The 15,144-nt window shown below is 69.1% G+C and carries 17 protein-coding genes; 10 read left to right on the top strand and 7 right to left on the bottom strand.

Going from position 1 to position 15,144, the window contains the following annotated elements:
• Window positions 1-8: 8 nt before the first annotated feature.
• Window positions 9-980: a hypothetical protein gene (locus tag SK854_RS08905; RefSeq protein ID WP_319974529.1), complete on the top strand. Its 972-nt coding sequence runs from the start codon at window positions 9-11 to the stop codon at window positions 978-980.
• Here the strand turns inward: SK854_RS08905 and SK854_RS08900 are convergent.
• From SK854_RS08900 to SK854_RS08880, 5 genes are read right to left on the bottom strand one after another with little or no spacing between them, the layout of a single operon-like run.
• Window positions 967-1,794 (bottom strand): MaoC/PaaZ C-terminal domain-containing protein, encoded by an 828-nt coding sequence (locus tag SK854_RS08900; protein ID WP_319974528.1) that lies wholly within the window; start codon window positions 1,792-1,794, stop codon window positions 967-969. The two genes, SK854_RS08905 and SK854_RS08900, sit on opposite strands and share 14 nt — an antisense overlap.
• A 10-nt stretch (window positions 1,795-1,804) precedes the next feature.
• Window positions 1,805-2,776 (bottom strand): ferredoxin--NADP reductase, encoded by a 972-nt coding sequence (locus SK854_RS08895; protein ID WP_319974527.1) that lies wholly within the window; start codon window positions 2,774-2,776, stop codon window positions 1,805-1,807.
• The gene (locus SK854_RS08890; protein WP_319974526.1) at window positions 2,769-3,008 is read right to left on the bottom strand and encodes a hypothetical protein; all 240 of its coding nucleotides are present in this window, start codon (window positions 3,006-3,008) and stop codon (window positions 2,769-2,771) included. The genes SK854_RS08895 and SK854_RS08890 overlap by 8 nt, the downstream gene beginning before the upstream one ends.
• A complete protein-coding gene (locus SK854_RS08885; RefSeq protein ID WP_319974525.1) occupies window positions 3,005-4,141 on the bottom strand; it encodes a Rieske 2Fe-2S domain-containing protein in 1,137 nt (378 codons plus the stop codon). Before SK854_RS08885 ends, SK854_RS08890 begins: the two co-directional genes overlap by 4 nt.
• A complete protein-coding gene (locus SK854_RS08880) occupies window positions 4,138-5,709 on the bottom strand; it encodes an FAD-dependent oxidoreductase (protein WP_319974524.1) in 1,572 nt (523 codons plus the stop codon). The genes SK854_RS08885 and SK854_RS08880 overlap by 4 nt, the downstream gene beginning before the upstream one ends.
• Window positions 5,710-5,823: 114 nt before the next feature.
• Between SK854_RS08880 and SK854_RS08875 the strand changes: the two genes are divergently transcribed.
• From SK854_RS08875 to hsaB, 8 genes are read left to right on the top strand one after another with little or no spacing between them, the layout of a single operon-like run.
• A complete protein-coding gene (locus SK854_RS08875; protein WP_319974523.1) occupies window positions 5,824-7,281 on the top strand; it encodes an FAD-binding protein in 1,458 nt (485 codons plus the stop codon).
• Window positions 7,275-8,045 (top strand): 2-keto-4-pentenoate hydratase, encoded by a 771-nt coding sequence (locus SK854_RS08870; RefSeq protein WP_319974522.1) that lies wholly within the window; start codon window positions 7,275-7,277, stop codon window positions 8,043-8,045. Before SK854_RS08875 ends, SK854_RS08870 begins: the two co-directional genes overlap by 7 nt.
• 9 nt (window positions 8,046-8,054) lie before the next feature.
• On the top strand, window positions 8,055-8,933 hold the full coding sequence (locus SK854_RS08865) for an acetaldehyde dehydrogenase (acetylating) (protein WP_319974521.1): 879 nt from the start codon (window positions 8,055-8,057) through the stop codon (window positions 8,931-8,933).
• Window positions 8,899-9,909 carry a 4-hydroxy-2-oxovalerate aldolase gene (gene dmpG / locus SK854_RS08860; RefSeq protein ID WP_319974520.1) on the top strand — a complete coding sequence of 337 codons (1,011 nt, stop codon included), beginning with the start codon at window positions 8,899-8,901 and terminating at the stop codon, window positions 9,907-9,909. Before SK854_RS08865 ends, dmpG begins: the two co-directional genes overlap by 35 nt.
• Window positions 9,906-11,072 carry a 3-hydroxy-9,10-secoandrosta-1,3,5(10)-triene-9,17-dione monooxygenase oxygenase subunit gene (gene hsaA, locus SK854_RS08855; protein ID WP_319974519.1) on the top strand — a complete coding sequence of 389 codons (1,167 nt, stop codon included), beginning with the start codon at window positions 9,906-9,908 and terminating at the stop codon, window positions 11,070-11,072. The genes dmpG and hsaA overlap by 4 nt, the downstream gene beginning before the upstream one ends.
• Window positions 11,073-11,082: 10 nt before the next feature.
• The gene (gene hsaD, locus SK854_RS08850) at window positions 11,083-11,892 is read left to right on the top strand and encodes a 4,5:9,10-diseco-3-hydroxy-5,9,17-trioxoandrosta-1(10),2-diene-4-oate hydrolase (protein WP_319974518.1); all 810 of its coding nucleotides are present in this window, start codon (window positions 11,083-11,085) and stop codon (window positions 11,890-11,892) included.
• Window positions 11,892-12,794, top strand: coding sequence for an iron-dependent extradiol dioxygenase HsaC (gene hsaC, locus SK854_RS08845; protein WP_319974517.1), 903 nt, complete (start codon window positions 11,892-11,894; stop codon window positions 12,792-12,794). Before hsaD ends, hsaC begins: the two co-directional genes overlap by 1 nt.
• Window positions 12,758-13,330, top strand: coding sequence for a 3-hydroxy-9,10-secoandrosta-1,3,5(10)-triene-9,17-dione monooxygenase reductase subunit (gene hsaB, locus SK854_RS08840; protein ID WP_319974516.1), 573 nt, complete (start codon window positions 12,758-12,760; stop codon window positions 13,328-13,330). Before hsaC ends, hsaB begins: the two co-directional genes overlap by 37 nt.
• Here the strand turns inward: hsaB and SK854_RS08835 are convergent.
• Window positions 13,316-14,131: a class I SAM-dependent methyltransferase gene (locus SK854_RS08835; protein WP_319974515.1), complete on the bottom strand. Its 816-nt coding sequence runs from the start codon at window positions 14,129-14,131 to the stop codon at window positions 13,316-13,318. The two genes, hsaB and SK854_RS08835, sit on opposite strands and share 15 nt — an antisense overlap.
• Window positions 14,132-14,173: 42 nt before the next feature.
• Between SK854_RS08835 and SK854_RS08830 the strand changes: the two genes are divergently transcribed.
• Window positions 14,174-14,563: a helix-turn-helix domain-containing protein gene (locus tag SK854_RS08830; RefSeq protein ID WP_319974514.1), complete on the top strand. Its 390-nt coding sequence runs from the start codon at window positions 14,174-14,176 to the stop codon at window positions 14,561-14,563.
• Here SK854_RS08830 and SK854_RS08825 read toward each other — a convergent pair.
• A complete protein-coding gene (locus tag SK854_RS08825) occupies window positions 14,560-15,141 on the bottom strand; it encodes a hypothetical protein (RefSeq protein WP_319974513.1) in 582 nt (193 codons plus the stop codon). The two genes, SK854_RS08830 and SK854_RS08825, sit on opposite strands and share 4 nt — an antisense overlap.
• Window positions 15,142-15,144 lie beyond the last annotated feature (3 nt).

Below are 15,144 nucleotides of genomic sequence, written 5' to 3'. Positions count from 1 at the left end.
CGCTGGCCATGACCGAGCCCGCGTTGCACGTGAGCAATGGCGACAGCACCGACGTTCCGGGCACCGGGCTCGCGCAGCGCGTCCTGTACTGGCGTGACTCGCTGCACGAAGGCCCCGTGCCCGATGTGGGGCCCGAGGAGCTGCGCGAGACCAGGGCCGGTTTCCTGGCGGCGAGCGGCGTTGACGACCGCGCGGAGGGCTCGGCCGTGTTCGCCGAGCGGGACCGGGTCCTGGAGGCAGGCAGGGACGGCGAGTACGTGTTGTGGTTCGAGGCCGATCTGTACGACCAGCTGCAGATCGTCCAGGTCCTCGACCGCCTGGCGGGCCTGGGCGTCGAGCCCTCGCGCATCACGCTGATCTGCATCGGCGAGTACCCCGGCATCGCCCGTTTCGGCGGCCTCGGCGAGCTGACGGCGGACCAGTTGCGGGAACTGCCCGCGACGAACGCGTGTGCGGTCCTGACCTCGGACGCGCTGGAGCTGGCAGTCGACGCGTGGGCGGTCTTCCGGGCGCCTGCTCCTGACCGGATCGCGGAGATCGCCGCCCATCGCTCCGGCGAACTGCGGTTCCTCGGTGAGGCCTTCGACCGGCTCGGCCGCGAGTATCCGTCCACTCGCGACGGTCTGTCGCTCACCGAACGACGCGTGCTGGCCGCAGTCGCGAGCGGGGCCGCCGACGCGGGCACGGCGTTCGTCCGTGCCGCGGCCAGGGAGACGCGCCCCTACCTCGGTGACTCGTGGTGCTTCCTGATCATGGAACGGCTCGCGCACGCGCCGGTCCCGCTGCTCACCGCCTCGGACGACCGGATCACCGGTCAGACCCGCCTGAGCCTGACCGGCACCGGGGCAGAGGTCCTCGCGGGACGGGCGGACCACGTCACGATCAACGGCGTCGACAGGTGGATCGGCGGTGTCCACCTGCGCGGGAGCCGGCCGGGCTGGCGCTGGGACGAAGGCACCGAGGCCGTCACACGGTGGTGAGCACCGCGTCCGCGAGAACGGGACGGTCCCCGGCGAACGTCGTCAGCACCAGCCGCGGACCGTCCCGCCACACCCGCGTCGTCAGCGTCTCGCCGGGGAAGACCACGCCCGCGAACTTCGCCCCGAACGACGACACCTGCTCCGGTCCGTCGAGCATCGCGTCGATCACGGCCTTGCACACCACCCCGTACGTGCACAGCCCGTGCAGGATCGGCGCGTCGAACCCGGCCCGGACAGCGAACTCGGGATCGGCGTGCAGCGGATTCCGGTCACCGCACAACCGGTACAGGTAGGCCTGCTGCGGCAGAGTCGGCGTCTCGATCACGAAGTCCGGTGCGCGCGACGGCACCTCGACCTTGCCCGAAGGCCCGCGGTCTCCGCCGAACCCACCCTCGCCACGAGCGAAGATGCTGGACCGGGTCGTGTACAGCGCGGTTCCGTCCGGGGTGAGCGCGGTCGACTCCTGCACGATGACCGCGGCCTTGCCCTTGTCCCACACATCTGCGATCCGCGTCTGCAGCACCGCCTCGCCCTCAGCGGGTAGCGGAGCGTGCACGGTGATCTCTTGCGTTCCGTGCAGAACGCGGGCCAGGTCGATGTCGACACCGGGGAACGACACGGCAGGCGGTGCGGTCTCGTGGAAGCGCGGCGCGACAACGCCGAACGTCGGCAGCACCTGTAAACCCTGCTCGTAGACGTAACGGAGTTCCGTCGCGCCTAGCGCCAGGTGGTAGAGCAGCACGTCGGACTCGGACCAGGAGAACTTGATCTCGGGAAGTTCCGCCCCGATCGCGACAGCGGGATCGATCGGCATCAGGCGCCCCTCACTCGTAGCTGATCTTCACGGTGTCGGTGACCGGAACCGACTGGCACGCCAGCACGATGCCCTCGGCGATGTCGTCGGAGTCGAGCACGTCGTTGTTGAGCATCTTGACCTCGCCCTCGACCAGCCGGCACGCGCACGCGCTGCACGCACCCTCCCGGCACGAGTACGGCGCGTCGAGTCCCTTCTCCAGCAACAGGTCGAGCAGCTTCGTCCGCGCGGGCCACGGAAACCGGTGCTGCTCACCGTCCAGGTCGACCTCGACCACCGCGTCCGGCCGATCGTCCGTGATCGGCTCTTCGACTGTGGAGAACGGGTCACTGGACAGCGACACGAACTTCTCGACGTGCACGACCGAAACGTCGTGCAACGCCTTGCGGGCAGCCTCCATGAACGGCCCGGGCCCGCACACGAACGCCTCGTCGCACGACCGGACGAACGCCCGCAGTCCCGCCGCGGAAGGCAGTCCCTGCACCGACTCCAGCCAGTGCACGACGGTCAGTCGTTCCGGATGCGCGCGGACCAACTCGTCGAGCTCCCGTGCGAAGATCACCGAAGCCTCGTCCCGGTTGGCGTACACCAGGAAAACCCGCCCGGACCCTGCACCGAGCACGGCCCGGACGATCGACATGACCGGGGTGATCCCGCTCCCTGCCGCGAACGCCAGCAGCGACCCGTCCAACGAGGCCGGCGTGAACACCCCGGCCGGCGCCAGCACGTCCAGTTCCATCCCGGCGGACAGCGACGAGCACATCCAGTGCGACCCGTACCCGTCCGGCGTCCGCTTGACCGTGATCTTCAACGGCTCACCCGGCGCGCTGGACAGCGAGTAGCACCGTGCCACGTCACCGGCCCGCACGGTCAGGAACTGGCCGGGCTTCACCGCGAAGTCCACGCCTGACAGCACGAACGAACGCGCGTCGGCGGTCTCCTCGATCACGGCGTCGACCCGCAGCCGGTGCACCTCAGCCATCGGCGACCTCCAGCGTTCCCTCGCGCACGGCCTTCTCGATGCAGTCCCGCAGTCGCAGACACGTGGGCACGAAGGCGGACCGCGGCCCGCACAGCTCGACGCACGTGGAAGTGTCGGAAAGCCACTGCACGCTGGTGTGCTGGGGGCTGTTCTTCTTGACCAGCACCCGGTTTCCGCAGTCGCACCGCACCGGCACCATCCCGCCGACCAGGAACTCGTCGCGCTCGCTCACGTCGCCTGCTCCTGGGGTTGCTGCTTGGCGAGGTTCTCGGCGACCTCCTTCTCCCAGACCTCGATCGCCCGGCTCGTGTCGACCTCGAACTCGAAGCGCCGCACCATGTCGTCGCTGACGTCCTCGACGTCGACGTAGAACTGCTCGTACCAGCGGCGAAGCTGATAGACCGGCCCGTCCTCCTCGCACAGCAGCGGGTTGTCGATGCGCGACTTGTTCTGCCAGATCTCCACGTCCTGCAGGAACCCGACACCGATGCCGCGCGCGAACTTCCTCGCGATCTTGTCCGCGTGCTCGTCGTCCACGCCGGGCAGCTTCTTCACGATCGCGCCCCACTGGAGCTTGAACGACGTCGGCGAGATCGGGTAGTGGCAGTTGATCAGCACCGTCTCGATCTCAATGCCCTTGTAGTCGTTCCACAGGTAGTCGATCATGTACGACGGACCGTAGTACGCGGCCTCGGAACGCACTTCCACGTCACCGGTGTAGTTCGAGCCCATCGCGACGTCCGGACGGCCGCGCGTGGTCAGGTACTGCGAGGCGACGTGGCCCTCCATCACGTTCTTGAAGTACGTCGGGAACGCGAAGTGGATGTAGAAGAAGTGGGCCATGTCGACGACGTTGTCGATGATCTCGCGGCAGTTCGCGTTGTCGATCACCACCGAGTCCCAGGTCCAGTTGCTCCACTCTTCGCTGAACGCCGACTCGATGCGCGGGATCGTGATGTGCTCGGGCGGCGGGTTGCCCTGCGGGTCGTTCCACACGAAGAGCTGCTTGTTCTCTTCGAGCGTGATCCACGACCGGGTACGTGCCCGCAGCGGAACCCGCTTGGCGTAGGGGATGTCGACGCACTTGCCGTTGCCCGCCCACCGCCAGTCGTGGAACGGGCAGGCGATGTTGTTGCCCTTGATCGTGCCCTGGGTGAGGTCGCCGCCCATGTGCCGGCAGTACCCGTCCAGGACGTTGATCTTGCCGTCCTCCGAGGCGAACACCACGAGCTTCGTGCCGAACGCCTCCACGGGGTGAGGTTTGCCGTCGCGGAAGTGACTGGCGAGGCCGAGGCAGTGCCAGCCGCGCGCGAACCTCGCTGGAGGCGCGCCGGCGTCGATCGTCCGCACGCTGTCCTGCGTCATCGCTTTCCTCCAGAGATGTCGAGGCCGGCCAGATATCCGAACGTCATCGCCGGTCCGAGGGTGGCGCCCGCGCCCGCGTAGGTGTGGCCCATGACGGACGCGCTGGTGTTGCCCGCCGCGTACAGGCCGTCGATCACCGAACCGTCCTCGCGCAGAACCCGCGCGTGGACGTCGGTGCGCAGGCCGCCTTTGGTGCCGAGATCGCCGGGCACGATCTTGACCGCGTAGAACGGGCCGGTCGTCAGTGGCGCCAGGTTGGGGTTCGGCTTGTTGCGCGGATCGCCGTAGTAGCGGTCGTACGCGCTGTCGCCGCGGTGGAAGTCGGCGTCCTTGCCTTCCACGGTCAGGGTGTTGAACCGCCGCACGGTGTCCACCAGTTCCGGCAGGTCGGCTGCGTGGGCGAGCTCGTCCAGACCGGGCGCGGTGAGCACGGAGTCCTTCCAGCGCCGGGGGAGCGGGCGGCGGGGCGGGATGCCGCAGAACGGGTAGCGGCTGCGGTAGGAGTGGTCGAAGACGAGCCACGTGTCGCCGGTCATCGCGTTGACCACGTCGATGTAGGGCGCGGCCTCGTTCACGAACCGGCGGCCGGTCTTGTCGACCAGCACGCAGCCGGGCAGGGATCGTTCCGCGAGCAGGAAGAACGGGCCGCGCGGCAACGGGACGGACGGGCCCCACCAGGCGTCGTCCATCAGCCCGACGGCCGCGCCCGCCCGTTGCCCGGCCTCGATGCCGTCACCGGTGTTGGCCTTGGCGCCGACTGTCCACTCCGTACCGATGTCCTGGTGCTGCTTGCGCATCCGTTCGTTGTTCTCGAACCCGCCGGACGCCAGCACCACGTGGTTCGCCAGGATCACCTTCTCGCCGATCAGGACGCCGGCCACGCGACCGTTCTCGAAGTGCAGGTCGGTCATCGCGGTGTTGAGCCTGACCTCGACGTTCAGTGCTTTCAGCCCTGCCCGCAGTCCCGCGGACAGCGCCTGGCCCATGGTCAGCCGGCGGCCGGGCAGGAACCGGCGGGCGAAGACCTTGGCGGCGGTGACGATGCCGCGCGGATGCCGTCCGATCAGGGTGAGCCAGCGGTAGTCGGTCTGGGTGATCACGATGCCCGCGGGCGTCGGCACGTACGGCGGTTCGAGGTCCTTGAGCTCGTCGCCGAGCAGCGCCGCCTTGAACGGCAGGGGCTCGACCGAGCGGCCGCGTGGCTGCCCCCCTGGCGCCTCCGGGTAGTAGTCGGAGTACTCGCGGACCCACCGGAACTTCAGCGGCGTGTGGGCGCGGACGAACGCCAGCATGGCCGGTCCGGCGTCCAGGAACGCCTTCCGCAGTTCGGCCGGGACCTCGCTCGCGATGTGCGCGAGATAGGTGCTGGCCCGCTCCGGCGAGTCGGGTATGCCGTTGGCGGCGACCACGGCGTTGTTCGGCACCCAGATGCCGCCGCCCGACCGCGCGGTCGAGCCGCCGTAGTGCGCGGCCTTCTCGATGACCAAGGTCCGCAAGCCGTTCCGAGCGGTGCAGAGTGCGGCTGTCATGCCTGCCGCGCCGCTGCCGACGACGATCACGTCGTACATCACACCTCCACGGGGCTCCAACTAGAACAGGTTATAGTTCTGAGGCGGTTTGGCGCTATGGTGTAGGAGTTCCAGGCAAGTCGACTCACCAAGAACCTGTTTCTGGAGGGTTGCGTGGAAGTCACCGCTGACGTGGTCGTCATCGGCTTCGGTGCGGCCGGCGCGTGCGCCGCCATCGAGGCCGCGGCGGCTGGCGCGTCCGTGGTGGTGCTGGACCGGTTCGGAGGCGGTGGCGCGACCGCGTTGTCCGGTGGCGTCGTCTACGCGGGCGGTGGGACGCGGCAGCAGGTCGAGGCCGGTGTCACCGACTCGGCCGACGCGATGTTCTCCTACCTGCGGCACGAGGTCCGGGACGCGGTCTCACCCGGGACCCTGCGGCGGTTCTGCGAGGACAGCGCGAAGATGCTGGCCTGGCTGGAGGACCAGGGCGTGCCGTTCGACGCGCGGGTGTCGCCGTTCAAGACCTCGTACCCGACCGACGACTACTACCTCTACCTGTCCGGCAGCGAGGACGCCTGGCCCGATCCGGCCCCGCGCGGACATCGGACCAGGGCGAAAGGCACGTCGGGCAAGGCTTTCTTCACTCGTCTGGCCGAAGCCACCCGGCGTGCGGGAGTGCGAATCATGCCGCAGACCCGGGCCGTCGAGCTGGTCGTCGCGGACGGCCGGGTGACGGGCGTGCGGTGCCGGACCCTGAGCGGACTTCCACGGGTTCTGCACGGAGCGTTGTCCAAGGCGGGCGCGAAGCCGTGGCTCTACTACCCGCCGTTGGGCAAGAGGCTGTTCGGGCTGGCAGCGTGGCTCGAACGGTTCAGCCGGCCGTTGATGATCAACGCCGGGCAGGGCGTGATCATCGCGGCCGGCGGCTTCATCGCGGATCGGGCTCTGGTGCACGAGAACGCTCCGGCCTACCGCGGTGGCCTCGCGCTGGGCACGCCCGGCGACGACGGTGGCGGGATCCGGCTCGGTGTGGGCGCCGGTGGCAAGACGGCGCGCATGGACAAGATCTCGGTGTGGCGGTTCATCACGCCGCCCAGCGCGTTGCAGCGCGGAGTCCTGGTCGACGCGGCCGGGCAGCGGTTCGGTGACGCGACCCTGTACGGCGCGGCCAACGGAGGGGCGATCGTCGAACGCGGCGGCAAGGCCTGGCTGCTGATCGACGACGAGATCCTCCAGGTCGCGCGGGCCCAGGTGAAGACGCAGACGGCGCCGTTCCAGCGCTGGCAGGTCCGCTACCTGCTGGGACGCGGCATGGTCACCGCGCCGACGATCGAGGAAGCCGCCGCCAAGGCAGGTGTTCAGGCTCCCGAGCCGTTCGGGACGCCGCCCTATTCGTTGATCAACGTGTCGGTGCGCGCGGGGTTCGGCTACCCGTGCCCGATGCTCACGCTCGGCGGGCTCGTCGTGGACGAGGACACCGGTCAGGTGCAGGGAGTCGCAGGTCTGTACGCGGCGGGCCGGTCGGCGGTCGGGGTGTGCTCGGAGTCCTACGTCAGCGGCCTCGCGCTCGCCGACTGCGTCTTCTCGGGCCGCCGTGCGGGGCAACACGTGGCAAAGGAGGCCCGGTGCTGACGATCCAGTCCAGGGAGGCGGCTGCCGAACTGCTGCGGACGGCGGAGCGCGACCGCGTGCCGATCAAACCGCTGGTGGAGCTGTATCCCGACATCGACGTGGTGGACGCGTACGAGATCCAGCTGCTCAACGTCCGGCACCGCAACAGGGACGTGATCGGCCACAAGGTCGGCCTCTCGTCGTTGGCGATGCAGCAGATGATGGGCGTCGACGAACCCGACTACGGCCACCTGCTCGACGACATGCAGCTCGCCGGTATCGCCGACGCTTCGGCCTACCTGTACCCGCGGGTCGAGGTGGAGATCGCGTTCCTGCTGGCCCGCGACCTGCCCGGCGAGGGCTGCACGGTCGAGGACGTGCTGGCGGCCACCGAGTTCGTCGCACCGGCCATCGAGCTGATCGACAGCCGGATCGAGAACTGGCGGATCGGGCTGCAGGACACCATCGCGGACAACGCGTCGTCGGCCGGGTTCATGCTGGGCTCCGAACGCGTGCGTCCGTCCGAACTGGACATCGGCGCCGTCGCGGCTACGTTGCGGCGCAACGGTGAGGTGGTCGCCGAGGGACGTGGTGACGCCGTGCTGGGCGATCCGGCGATCGCGGTGGCGTGGCTGGCGGCGAAGGTCGCGAGCTTCGGTGTCCGGTTGCTGGCGGGGGACATCGTGCTGCCCGGTTCGTGCACGCGCGCCATCGACGCCCGGCCGGGTGACGAGTTCCACGCCGAGTTCGCCGGACTCGGCTCTGTCGACCTGAAATTCGAATGAGGTGACTGGGTGAAGGCGGCCATCGTCGGCTCCGGCAACATCGGCACCGACCTGCTCTACAAGCTCCTGCGCTCGCAGGTGCTGGAACCGCGCTGGATGGTGGGCATCGACCCGGCCAGCGAGGGACTGCGCCGCGCGGCCGATCTCGGGCTTGAGGTCTCGGTCGACGGCGCGGAGTGGTTGCTGCGTCAGGACGAGCTGCCGGACATCGTCTTCGAGGCGACGTCCGCGGCGGTGCACAGGGCCAACGCCCCGCGCTACGCCGAGGCGGGCATCCGGGCGATCGACCTGACACCGGCCGCGGTCGGGCCCTACGTCGTGCCTCCGGTCAACCTCGGAGAGCACCAGGACGCGCCCAACATCAACCTGATCACGTGCGGCGGCCAGGCGACGATTCCCATGGTGCACGCCGTTTCGCGGGTGGTGCCGGTGTCGTACGCGGAGATCGTCGCGAGCGTCGCGTCGGTGTCGGCGGGACCGGGCACGCGGGCCAACATCGACGAGTTCACCCGCACGACCAGCCGTGGCATCGAGGCGATCGGCGGGGCTGAGCGCGGCAAGGCGATCATCGTGCTGAACCCGGCGGACCCGCCGATGATCATGCGCGACACGATCTTCTGCGCGATTCCCGGGGACGCCGATCCCGACCCGATCACGGACTCGATCGCCCGGATGGAGACCGACATCCGTTCGTACGTCCCGGGGTTCCGGTTGCTGCGCGAGCCGCAGTTCGACGCCGGTCGGGTCGCGATCTTCGTGGAGGTCGCGGGCGCGGGCGACTTCCTGCCCGAGTACGCGGGGAATCTCGACATCATGACGGCCGCCGCGACCAAGGTGGGGGAGGAGATCGCTCGTGCAGCTTCGGCTCACCGACACGTCATTGCGTGACGGCTCGCATCACAAGCGGCACCAGTTCACGACCGAGGACGTCCGCTCGATCGTCGCTGCCCTCGACGGCGCCGGGGTGCCGGTGATCGAGGTGACGCACGGCGACGGGCTGGGCGGGTCGTCGTTCAACTACGGCTTCAGCCACACGCCCGAGCAGGAACTGATCAAGGTCGCGGTCGAGACCGCTTCCCGAGCCAAGATCGCCGTGCTGATGCTGCCGGGTGTCGGGGTGAAGGACGACATCCTGGTGTCGCAGGACAACGGCGCCTCGATCGTCCGGATCGCCACGCACTGCACCGAGGCCGACGTCTCCGTCCAGCACTTTCAGCTGGCTCGCGACCGTGGGCTGGAGACCGTCGGGTTCCTGATGATGGCGCACTCGCAGCCGCCGGAGGCGTTGGCGAAGCAGGCTCGCATCATGGCCGACGCCGGATGTCAGTGCGTCTACGTCGTCGACTCGGCCGGCGCTTTGGTGCTGGAGCAGGTTTCCGAGCGGGTCGAGGCACTGGTCGCCGAGCTGGGGTCTGATGCCCAGGTCGGGTTCCACGGGCACGAGAACCTCGGTCTGAGCGTCGCGAACTCGGTCGCCGCCGCACGAGCCGGCGCGAAGCAGATCGACGGCAGCGTGCGCGGATTCGGGGCAGGCGCGGGAAACACGCCCCTTGAAGCGTTCGTCGGCGTCTGCGACAAGCTCGGGTTCTCCACCGGCGTCGACTTCTTCAAGATCGTGGACGCGGCCGAGGACGTCGTCCGGCCCGTCATGCCCGACGAGTGCCTGCTCGACCGGATGGCGCTGATGATGGGGTACGCGGGCGTCTACTCCAGCTTCCTCAAACACGCGTACACGCAGGCGCAACGCTACTGCGTGTCCGGCGCGCAGATCCTCGTCCGTGCGGGCGAGCGCAAGCTCGTGGGCGGGCAAGAGGACCAGCTGATCGACATCGCACTGGAGCTGAGCAGGGAGAAAGTCCGATGAGCGAGGAAATCCTCGGCAAGGTGCGGGAACTGCTGCCGGCGCTCGCCGAACGCGCGGCCGAGGCGGAGGAACTGCGCAAGGTGCCGCCGGAGTCGGTGAAGGCGTTGCAGGAGACCGGGTTCTTCCGGATGCTGCAGCCCGTGCGGTACGGCGGGTTCGAGTCGCACCCGCTCGACTTCTACACCGCGGTCAGGATGATCGGCAGCGCCTGTGGATCCACGGGCTGGGTCGCGTCCGTGCTCGGTGTGCACCCTTGGCACGTCGGGCTGTTCGACGTCCGGGCGCAGGAAGAGGTGTTCGGCGAGGACCAGGACACCCGGATCTCCTCCTCCTACGCGCCGACGGGTCGTGCGACGGCGGTGGAGGGCGGGTTCCGGTTCAGCGGCAAGTGGAGCTTCTCGTCCGGCTGCGACCACGCGACCTGGGTGCTGCTCGGCGGCCTCGTGATGAACGACGAGGGCAAGCCGATCGACTTCCGCACGTTCCTGCTGCCGATCGCCGACTACACGATCAACGACGTGTGGGACACGGTCGGCCTGCGTGGCACCGGTAGCAACGACATCGTCGTGAACGACGTGTTCGTGCCGGAGTACCGGGCGCTGAGCATGTCGAACACCGCGCGGTGCAAGTGCCCTGGCCAGGAGGTCAACCCCGGCCCGTTGTTCCGCATGCCGTACGGGACGATCCACCCGTACGCGGTGACGGCGCCGATCATCGGCATGGCGACCGGGGCGTACGCGCTGCACGTCAACGCGACCCGTGAACGCGTCCGGGCGGCGTACCTGGGAGAGAAGTCGGTCGACGACCCGTTCGCCCAGGTCAGGATCGCGACCGCGGCAGCCGACGTCGACGTGGCGTGGTGGACGCTGGAGAAGGACATCAACGACGAGTGGGCGCACGCCGTCGCCGACACGAAGATTCCGATCGACCTGCGCCTGAGGGCCCGGCGCGACCAGGTGCTCGGCAGCGGGCGGGCGCTGGCCGCGATCGACCTGCTCTTCGAGAGCGCGGGCGGCAAGGCGATCAACGCCGGTCTGCCGTTGCCCCGCTTCTGGCGCGACGCCCACGCCGCACGGGTGCACGCGGGCAACGACCCGGAGCGCGTCCTTGTGCTGTACGGCAAGAACGAGCTCGGCATCCAGGTCCGCGACGGCTTGTTCTGAGGGGGCGTTGATGAGTGTGCGGTTGCACTACCACGAGGCCGGTACCGACAACGCCGAGACGCTGGTCCTGCTGCACGGCGGCGGACCCGGTGCGTCGGCGTTGAGCAACTTCCGCGCGAACATCCCGGTGTTCGCGAAGTCGTTCCGGGTGCTGGCGGTCGACATGCCGGGCTACGGCCAGTCGGACAAACCGGCCGAGCACGACCAGTACTTCTCCTTCGCCTCCAGGGCTTTGAAGGATCTCCTGGACTCGCTGGAGATCGAGCAGGCGCACGTCCTGGGCAACTCGCTCGGCGGTGGCACCGCGGTCCGGTTCGCGCTGGACAACGGGAAACGTGCCGGTCGATTGGTGCTGATGGGGCCGGGCGGGTTGTCGTTGAACGTCTTCTCGCCTGATCCGACCGAGGGTGTGCGCAAGCTCAGCGCGTTCGCTCGCACACCCACGCGGGAGAAGATCGAGGAGTTCCTGCGGATCATGGTGTTCGACCAGTCGCTGATCACCGACGAGCTGATCGACGAACGGTTCGAGGCCGCGTCGAAGCCGGAGTCGTTGCGGGCCATGGCCGCGCTGGGCAAGTCGTTCTCCGGCCCCGACTTCGAGCAGGGCATGCTCTGGCGCGAGGCTTACAAGCTGCGCCAGCGGGTCTTGCTGGTGTGGGGCCGCGAGGACCGGGTGAACCCGCTGGACGGCGCGTTGCTGGCGACGAAGCTGATCCCGCGCGTGCAACTGCACGTGTTCGGTGGGTGCGGGCACTGGGCGCAGCTGGAGAAGTTCGACGAGTTCAACCGGCTCGCCCTCGACTTTCTGACGGAGGCGTGATGAGCATCCGGTCGCTGGCGTATCTCCGGATCGAGGCCACCGACATGAACCGGTGGCGCGAGTTCGGGCTGAAGGTCCTCGGCATGGTGGAGGGCAAGGGTTCTGTCGAGGGTGCTTTGTACCTGCGGATGGACGACTTCCCGGCACGTCTGGTGATCGTGCCCGGCGAGGCCGACCGGTTGCAGGCGTCCGGCTGGGAGGCCGCCACCGAGGCCGAGGTCGAAGAGGTCGCGAAACGCCTGGCCTCAGCCGGGGTCGCGTACGTCGAAGGGTCGGCGGAGGACCTGGCGGAACGACGGGTCACCGGGCTGATCCGGTTCGAGGACCCGTCCGGCAACACGCTGGAAGTCTTCCACGGCGCTGCTTTGGAGCACCGGCGGGTCGTGTCGCCGTACGGACACCGGTTCGTGACAGGGGAACAGGGCCTCGGCCACGTCGTGCTGTCCACTTCGGACGACGAGGCCGCGCTGCACTTCTACCGCGACGTGCTGGGGTTCCGGCTGCGGGACTCGATGCGCCTGCCACCGCAGTTCGTCGGCAGGCCCGCCGACGGACCGCCCGCGTGGCTGCGGTTCTTCGGCTGCAACCCGCGCCACCACAGCCTCGCGTTCCTGCCGATGCCGACGCCGAGCGGGATCGTGCACCTGATGGTCGAGGTCGAGAACACCGACGACGTGGGCCTGACGCTGGACCGGGCGACCCGGCGCAAGGTGCCGATGTCGGCGACGTTGGGCAGGCACGTCAACGACCTGATGCTGTCGTTCTACATGAAGACGCCCGGTGGGTTCGACGTCGAGTTCGGTTGCGAGGGACGGCAGGTCGACGATGAGGACTGGATCGCACGCGAGAGCACGGCGGTGAGCCTGTGGGGACACGACTTCAGCGTGGGCGTCCAGAAGTAACCGCCCGCTACCGTTCCGTTCTCGGTCACTTCTGCACGGGGGTGACCGTGGTGACCGGCATGTCCTCCGACGGGCCGGTAGGGTTCGCCTGTCAGGCCTTCGCCGCGTTGTCGCTGGACCCGCCGCTGGTGGTGTTCTGCCCACAACGGACCTCGCGCAGCTGGGCGGCGATCGCGTCGGCCGGCTCGTTCTGCGTGAACGTGCTGGCCGAAGACCAGCGCGAGGTGTCGACGGTGTTCGGGAAGGCGGGCACGGACAAGTTCTCGACCGTCTCGTGGACGCCTTCCCCGACCGGCGCTCCGGTGCTCGACGGCGCGCTCACGTGGGCCGACTGCCAGGTCTCGGTGGTGCACGACGCCGGCGACCACCACATGGTCGTCGGCTCGGTCGTGGAGCTCGGCCCGGTGCGCGAGGCGCAGCCGCTGCTGTTCTACCGCGGCCGCTACGCCACGCACGCCGAGCTGGACACCCGCGGCTGGTCCGGCGAGGTCCTCGACAACCTGCTGACCTGGCAGCGCCAATCAGAGTGGAGCTGACGCGGTGACCTGCCACACCGCGGCCGGAATCCGCACCTCGTCCCCGTGCACGAAGCCGTCGAACGCGCTCCGGACGGCCGCCATGATCCGGGGCCGTTCGGACTTTTCGGCCTCCTTCAGCGCACGGGAGATCGGGCCGAGGTTGCTCAGGTACGGGACCAGCAGTTTCTCGGGCAGGGCGCGGAGGTGGTCCACCGGCCGGATGTCGATCCCGCCCCAACCGGCCTCTTCGAGGGTCTTGCGCGTCTTGCCGGGGTCGGCGAAGGCGAACGGACCCGGCCCGTCCGGATCCGGAGCGGGCGCGTCGGGCAACAGCGGGGCGGCGGCCTTGGTCGCGGTGGTCATGAACGGGTTCTCGTCCGCCGTGCGCCAGGTGATGAAGCAGAGCTCACCTCCGGGCGACGTGGCTCGGAGCAGGTTGCGGAAGGCGGCGACGGGGTCGTCGAAGAACATGACCCCGAACCTGCTCACGATCAGGTCGAAGCTCGCGTCGAACGCGTGCACCTGTGCGTCAGCCAGGACGTACTGCGCTTTTCCGTGCTCGCGGGCGGCGGCGAGCATCGTCTCGGAGATGTCGACGCCCACGCAGGCCGCCCCGGTGGCCTCGGTGATCGCCCTCGTGACACCGCCCGTGCCGCACCCGACGTCGAGAACCCGTCCACGCGGCCGTTCGAGCGCGGCCTGGACCAGCAGGTCCTGGAACGGGCGGAGCATCAGGTCCACGATGTCCTGCACGTTCGCCCAGCCCTGCCCCGCGGCGTTCCACCAGGCGGCCTGCTCGCTGTTCACCTCTGCTGTCATGCTCCTACCGTCCTACTTCAAGTCGGCTTGAGGTCAAGTGTCGTGGACAAAACCGAGATCGGCATCGGCGAGGTGGTCCGGCGTTCCGGTGTACCCGCGTCGACCCTGCGCTACTACGAGGAACGCGGCCTGATCGCGTCCGTGCGACGGCAGGGCCTGACCCGCGTGTTCGCACCGGCCGTGCTGGAACAGCTGGCGTTGATCGCAGTCTGCCGCACGGCGGGGTTCTCGCTGGACGAGATCACGCTGATGTTCTCGCCCGACGGCCGCCCGTCGCCGAACCGCGCCATGCTCGCGGCCAAGGCGGACGAGCTGGACGTGACGATCCAGAAGCTGGCGTCGATGCGCGACGAGCTGCGGCACGCGGCGGCGTGTCCGGCGCCGACGCACATGGAGTGCCCGACGTTCCGCCGCGTGCTGGGACAGGCCTAGGCGACCCAGATCCGCGGCGCCACGGAGGCAGCCGCCTGGTACGGCGAGAGCCTGGTCCCGACCACCTCCAGTGGCCACTTCTCGCGGAGCGTGACCCACAGCCGTCCGGAGAGTCCGGCGAAAACGCCGAGCACGTCGGCATCGGACACCTCCAGGACGTAGGTCCACTTCGCGACGTCCGGTGCGCCGACTAGCGGTTCCCTCCAGGCACGGCGCAGGACGCGTCCGCCGTACCGCGCCGCCTCGTCGGCCAGCACGCGGTCCGCCCGGCTCGGATCCGGCGCGTCGGCGGGACCGCGGGGGCTGAACCGGTACGGCACAGGTGGTACGGCGGCGATGATCCGCACGGAGGCCAGGTCCGGGCTGTGCGGATCGTCCAACGTGGATCGAATGAGGTCGTGTTCCTCCTGCGTGATGCCGATGTCCTCGTTCGCCATGGTCAGCAACAACGCGGCCTCGGCCTGCGCGGGCTCACCGCCGAAGTAGTCCTCGCGCACCGACCGCAGGACGTCGTCCTCCAGCCGCCCCGCGAACCGCCCGCACAGATCGGTGACCGTCGCGTAGGTCCGCACATCCACGGA

The organism is Lentzea sokolovensis (genome assembly GCF_033949975.1).
Classification (GTDB): Bacteria; Actinomycetota; Actinomycetes; order Mycobacteriales; family Pseudonocardiaceae; genus Lentzea; species Lentzea sokolovensis.
Note: the sequence above shows the minus strand (reverse complement) of the source record. Positions and strands in the feature narration are given on the sequence as shown.

What these genes read in the sequence shown, in the direction of transcription:
- SK854_RS08835 (WP_319974515.1), bottom strand. Translation starts at nt 14,131, where the DNA reads ATGACAGCAGAGGTGAACAGCGAGCAGGCCGCCTGGTGGAACGCCGCG.
- hsaC (WP_319974517.1), top strand. Translation starts at nt 11,892, where the DNA reads ATGAGCATCCGGTCGCTGGCGTATCTCCGGATCGAGGCCACCGACATG.
- SK854_RS08880 (WP_319974524.1), bottom strand. Translation starts at nt 5,709, where the DNA reads ATGTACGACGTGATCGTCGTCGGCAGCGGCGCGGCAGGCATGACAGCC.
- hsaD (WP_319974518.1), top strand. Translation starts at nt 11,083, where the DNA reads ATGAGTGTGCGGTTGCACTACCACGAGGCCGGTACCGACAACGCCGAG.
- hsaA (WP_319974519.1), top strand. Translation starts at nt 9,906, where the DNA reads ATGAGCGAGGAAATCCTCGGCAAGGTGCGGGAACTGCTGCCGGCGCTC.
- SK854_RS08885 (WP_319974525.1), bottom strand. Translation starts at nt 4,141, where the DNA reads ATGACGCAGGACAGCGTGCGGACGATCGACGCCGGCGCGCCTCCAGCG.
- SK854_RS08895 (WP_319974527.1), bottom strand. Translation starts at nt 2,776, where the DNA reads ATGGCTGAGGTGCACCGGCTGCGGGTCGACGCCGTGATCGAGGAGACC.
- SK854_RS08905 (WP_319974529.1), top strand. Translation starts at nt 9, where the DNA reads ATGACCGAGCCCGCGTTGCACGTGAGCAATGGCGACAGCACCGACGTT.
- SK854_RS08900 (WP_319974528.1), bottom strand. Translation starts at nt 1,794, where the DNA reads ATGCCGATCGATCCCGCTGTCGCGATCGGGGCGGAACTTCCCGAGATC.